Below are 4674 nucleotides of genomic sequence, written 5' to 3' on the forward strand. Positions count from 1 at the left end.
TTTGACAGTCCAGACGGGCGATATGGTGATGTTAATGACCGTTGAACGGTACGAGTTTCGGCTGACCCGATTAGAAGAAGAAGTGCGGGAGCTGCGACGAAATCAGGTGGAGACCAGTAAGGGGCTGAATGACCTTGCCGATTTCATGAAAAAACATCAGGATTTACTGATCACGAACCATCGAGCCATTGTTGATCTTGAACAGGTGATGCTGACGCTGACCAATGATGTTCAGGCTTTGTCGGTCAAGGTTGATCAGAATCATATCGCCATGGAGGGCTATATTGACCGGCGACTGGACTCTTTTGAAGCGGCTGTTAATCAGCGCTTTGATAAGGTTGACAAGCACTTTGACAAGGTTGATCAGCGCTTTGAGAAGGTTGAGTCTGATGTATCCTGCCTCAAGGCTGATGTATCCGATCTCAAGTCTGATATGTCTGACGTAAAGTCCGATATTGCTGAGATCAAAACGCTGTTAAAAGAAAAGCTGGTGTGAAACCAGCTTCAGTCCAGTGTTCCGTACAGGCCGTGATTTTTCAGGATGATCGGGATTAAGATACAAACTCGCTCCCTTCAAGAGCGAGTCTGAAACGATATTTACTCAACTCCCACCATCAAAGCGAAAACTTCCGGGTTTCCTCAAACTCACCATCAAACAGGCCATACTGGATAAACCCTTTTCCTTTAACCGCATTTTCTGGCAAAGGCATTTCCCAGCTTTCACCGGCATAAATACGTGTACCGTCGCTTAAATCAGTGCAGCTTTCAGACTTGTTAAGGGTGCAGTATTTGCCGTTGCGCAAGACAACATTAATATTACCGCTGTTAGTAAACGTCATTTGACCGTTACTAACTGTGGCGGCCACTTTGTACTCAGGGTTCTGGGGTCGAACAAAGACCAGTGCCTGATAGGCCACCAGCAGTTTGATGGCTGTTTTCTTCGCTTCAAGGTCACCAACCACTGGCCGGAATGTTACCCGGTATACCAGCTCTTTATCTTTAGGCGTTTCCAGACTCACCAGACGAACCGTTTTGCGGCCATTCGGAGGAATAATGGCTTTTCCGGGCGTAGCCAGCAGCTTGATTTCGTTAGGATCAGTTACCCGAATACGCTCTTCTTTTTCAGTACCGGGATTGACTACGTTATAGACTTCAGTCTGCAGGTAGAGGTTTTCCTTATCCGGATTGGTCACCACAACATCCTGCCGTGGTAGCTGGTCTGGCTTGAAGTAGACGATCATACGATCAAGAGACATGGTTGCCAGCGCTTGGGAGCTGGCCATAAGAGTAGCCAGCAGGCAGGCTCCACTGACAATGCGTTTCATGAACATAGAAAGATAATTTCCGATTTCCCCTGAATCCAGCCTCTCTGCGATTGCTTATAAGAGTCTGATCGACAGGTAGTGGACAATGTGCCCCTATTCTATGGCCCTGAGAAATAATCTCAAATGAGTTTTATCAGTTTCTTATTCTGCCTGGATCAAAAGAACCGCAGGTTGCTTTGATCCCTGAAAGCCATCCTCAGGTTGAGCAATCAGTTTTCGGGTACTGTTCCGACAGTCTTTTTAACACCAAACGCTTCCGATGGATTCCCGGTGAGCCGGGTTTCACGTCCAGGCTCAGCCACGCTCAAATCAACCCCCCGGGCACCGTCGGAAGAAAAATCAGGGTCAGGTCTTTCATTTTGCATAACCATAGCCGTTGATTATTGGTAACAAATAACCTTTATACCCAGCCCTGTGTACTGGCTAGCATCCCATGGGGTGATGACAACTTTCCGATATCGGGTATTTGAGTCATTCAGACTGGTATCGGTTAATAATGTCCTGAACTTGCTCTGTTTGTATATCCGATTTTCCTCCTTCCCACGCCCCGGGGGAACAAGATAAAACAGCTGGCTCGAACTCAAAATAAACGACATCCGATGATAGGCATCTACACTTAGACGACTATTATCGAGATTTTTATCATGAACACTTTACCTGCAAAGCTGGCTGGCTTCCTTTGGTGTTTTCTGGTGTATCCCGCCTTTGCTATCAACAAATCCACTGTAATTAATAAAACCGACAAACCAATTGCGGTGGTGTGGACGGCGCTTGGCTGTTTGCACAACCGATTTAGACACAATGAGGTTTGCGCTGGATTGATCCTTGATCCCGGGGAGGGACATAAATATCAATACAACTGGGGCGCGACCAATGACCACATTCACGCAGGCGGGCTGGTAAAAAAAAGTGGTAAATATCTGGTACCAGGCTCCGTACCATCACCCTATAGTTCAAGGGTTAAAGGGAACTGCAAGCTCAGATCCCCTGATGGTAAGGTGGTGTACATAACATCCATGTCAATTGATGAAAAGAAGCTGATAATCAATTGTGAATATGAAATCCACGCCCCTGAGGATATCGATTTATTCGAAGTATTTGCAGTCGACAAGGGTTCTGATGAACATTACCGCAATGAAAGAAGCTGCGGTTCTAATTGATAAGTCGTTAAGCAGACTATCTCCCGCTCCCACCTCCCGTGGGAACAAGGTAAAACAGCTGGCCCGAACTAAAAATAAACGACACTCGATGACATGTTTCTATACTAAAACGGCTATTATTGAGGTTTTTATCATGAACACTTTACCTGTAAAGCTAGCTGGCATCCTTTGGTGTTTTCTGGTGTATCCCGCCTTTGCCATCAACAAATCCACGGTGATTAATAAAACCGACAAGCCGATTGCGGTGGTCTGGACAGCACTTGGCTGTTTGCACTTTCGATTTGACCATGGAGAGGTTTGCGGTGGATTGATCCTTAATCCCGGGGAAGGACATAAATATCAATACAACTGGGGCGCAACCAATGACCACATTCATGCAGGCGGATTTGTAAAAGAATACAATGAATATATTGTGCCCAGCTACGGACGGTCACCCGTTTATCAGACAAAGTTCTGGGGAAACTGCAGACTCCCATCACCTGATGGTAAAATTGTGTACATAACATCAATGTCAATTGATGAAAAGAAATCGACGATCGATTGTGTATATGAAATTCACTCCCCTGGGGAGATCGTTTTATTCGACGTATCTGCAGGCGACAAGTGTTCTGATGAAAGTTATAGCTCTGATGAAGGCTATGATTCAAATTGATAAGGAATTGTCGGCATGGGGCGTATACGGTGTTGGCAGATAGAGGTAAAAATACCATTGGTATCGACACAATCATGACCAGCCTTCGTCGATGGTATCCTGAATCCCACCCATATTCACCCCATCAGTAGCAATCACCTGACGCAACACCCTGGCTCTTTGTAAATACGCTTCAGGACTGACCCGTTTGGGCAGAAGCGCCTGTTCAAGGCAGTGTATCAGTTCACTGTTGCACATCAACACCGCTGAAGCGAAGCAGTGGTGTGACCATGAGGTACTCAAACGCTGGACCCGATTATTTAATGGGCCAATGCCGGTTCAGCGTTATCTTGCCGGTAAGAAACTGGACGATGCGGAACAATGTCGGGTCGATGAATACGCGCAATAATACCGGGAACGATTACAGGACATCAGCTGATTTATGCGCTGCCTCAACGAACATCTGGCTCGTGAAGCTAATAAGGAAGATGGCTGCAAAGGCCGATACTGGGAAGGTCGCTTCAAAAGCCAGGCTTTGCTGGATGAAGCTGCCCTGCTTACTTGCATGGCTTATGTGGACCTTAACCCCATAAGAGCAAAAATGGCTGACACGCCTGAAGCCTCTGACCACACTTCCATTCAGCAACGAATAATGCACTCTGAAGAGAATCTCACGGATAAGAACACCGGTCTGCCGCTCAAACCGTTGCGATGCCCAGGACAACATCCCGATAATGCCATTCCGTTTAGTCGCCAATACTATTTTGAATTAGTGGACTGGAGCGGAAGAATGCTCAAACCCGGTAAACGGGGAGCCATTTCCGGGGATACACCTCCCATTCTGACCCGACTGTGTATAGAAGAAGAGTGGCTCAAAACCATAGGCTGGAATAACCGCTTCAGACGTGCGGCTGGTAAATTGGCAGCCATGAAATCCTTCGCTGAAAAGCAAGGGCGACAGTGGTTTCAGGGTATGTCGGTATGTCGTTTCTTGTATTCATCTGCACCATTGTAAAACTCATTTTTTGTAAGCCTGATTTATTAGACTGCAATCCGTTGGTGCGCAGTACGGGTTCAGTTTGTACCAACCAAAATCATACCCGTTGGTTTTTAGCCAAAATCTGGATCTACCCAAATATTATTATGTACATCACTTGAATTCAGGGATGGTTAATACTGATGATGATTGATTTGCGAGTTTATATATCGAATCACTCCTTTATTCGCTTTTTAATTTATGGCTGTCCTTTTTCTCCTGCCTTTTTCTCCTGCAACCACTGGCCGGAATATTACTCGGTACACCAGCTCTTTATTTTTCGGTGTTTCCAGACTTACCAGACGAACGGTTTTACGGCCATTGGGGGGAATAATGGCTTTACCCGGTGTTGCCAGCAGCTTGTATTCCTGAGCGGCTTCACTAGAGCTGAATCATTGCCATCTGCGCCTCTCCTTCACCCAGGACAGTTTCACCCCCAGTTAACTCCACAGTCCAATCCCGAGATTCGGAAAGAAACCGGTGTGGCCCTCTAAAATAAAGGGGGCTCCTGAAGGTAGTCAC

The 4674-nt window shown here is 46.4% G+C and carries 7 protein-coding genes and 1 pseudogene; 5 read left to right on the plus strand and 3 right to left on the minus strand.

The window, feature by feature from the left end; translation table 11 throughout:
- Window positions 1–496, plus strand: a pseudogene (locus RM811_RS18905) (hypothetical protein); the annotation flags it as partial.
- Window positions 497–614: 118 nt separating this feature from the next.
- Here the strand turns inward: RM811_RS18905 and RM811_RS18910 are convergent.
- Complete coding sequence (locus RM811_RS18910; RefSeq protein WP_402527373.1) at window positions 615–1331, minus strand: molecular chaperone; 717 nt, start codon at window positions 1329–1331, stop codon at window positions 615–617.
- 203 nt (window positions 1332–1534) lie between these two features.
- On the minus strand, window positions 1535–1690 hold the full coding sequence (locus RM811_RS18915; RefSeq protein ID WP_402527375.1) for a hypothetical protein: 156 nt from the start codon (window positions 1688–1690) through the stop codon (window positions 1535–1537).
- Window positions 1691–1969: 279 nt separating this feature from the next.
- Here RM811_RS18915 and RM811_RS18920 point away from each other — a divergent pair, with 279 nt between their 5' ends.
- Both RM811_RS18920 and RM811_RS18925 read left to right on the plus strand, forming a co-directional pair.
- Window positions 1970–2485 (plus strand): hypothetical protein, encoded by a 516-nt coding sequence (locus RM811_RS18920; protein WP_402527376.1) that lies wholly within the window; start codon window positions 1970–1972, stop codon window positions 2483–2485.
- On the plus strand, window positions 2445–3137 hold the full coding sequence (locus tag RM811_RS18925) for a hypothetical protein (RefSeq protein ID WP_402527377.1): 693 nt from the start codon (window positions 2445–2447) through the stop codon (window positions 3135–3137). Before RM811_RS18920 ends, RM811_RS18925 begins: the two co-directional genes overlap by 41 nt.
- A gap of 72 nt (window positions 3138–3209) precedes the next feature.
- Here RM811_RS18925 and RM811_RS18930 read toward each other — a convergent pair whose 3' ends face one another.
- Window positions 3210–3374 carry a hypothetical protein gene (locus RM811_RS18930; RefSeq protein ID WP_402527378.1) on the minus strand — a complete coding sequence of 55 codons (165 nt, stop codon included), beginning with the start codon at window positions 3372–3374 and terminating at the stop codon, window positions 3210–3212.
- On the opposite strand from RM811_RS18930, the gene RM811_RS18935 reads away from it, so the two are divergent.
- Window positions 3367–3525, plus strand: coding sequence for a hypothetical protein (locus RM811_RS18935; protein WP_402527379.1), 159 nt, complete (start codon window positions 3367–3369; stop codon window positions 3523–3525). The two genes, RM811_RS18930 and RM811_RS18935, sit on opposite strands and share 8 nt — an antisense overlap.
- Window positions 3526–3558: 33 nt before the next feature.
- Window positions 3559–4131, plus strand: a complete 573-nt coding sequence (locus RM811_RS18940; RefSeq protein ID WP_402527381.1) for a hypothetical protein — start codon at window positions 3559–3561, stop codon at window positions 4129–4131.
- Window positions 4132–4674: the final 543 nt, after the last annotated feature.

This window comes from Endozoicomonas sp. (assembly GCF_031844845.1).
Taxonomy (GTDB): Bacteria; Pseudomonadota; Gammaproteobacteria; order Pseudomonadales; family Endozoicomonadaceae; genus Endozoicomonas.

Bases quoted from the DNA above. Each gene is read 5' to 3' on its own strand.
- RM811_RS18930 (WP_402527378.1), bottom strand. From the start codon at position 3,374: ATGTGCAACAGTGAACTGATACACTGCCTTGAACAGGCGCTTCTGCCC.
- RM811_RS18910 (WP_402527373.1), bottom strand. From the start codon at position 1,331: ATGTTCATGAAACGCATTGTCAGTGGAGCCTGCCTGCTGGCTACTCTT.
- RM811_RS18940 (WP_402527381.1), top strand. From the start codon at position 3,559: ATGCGCTGCCTCAACGAACATCTGGCTCGTGAAGCTAATAAGGAAGAT.
- RM811_RS18920 (WP_402527376.1), top strand. From the start codon at position 1,970: ATGAACACTTTACCTGCAAAGCTGGCTGGCTTCCTTTGGTGTTTTCTG.
- RM811_RS18915 (WP_402527375.1), bottom strand. From the start codon at position 1,690: ATGCAAAATGAAAGACCTGACCCTGATTTTTCTTCCGACGGTGCCCGG.
- RM811_RS18925 (WP_402527377.1), top strand. From the start codon at position 2,445: ATGAACATTACCGCAATGAAAGAAGCTGCGGTTCTAATTGATAAGTCG.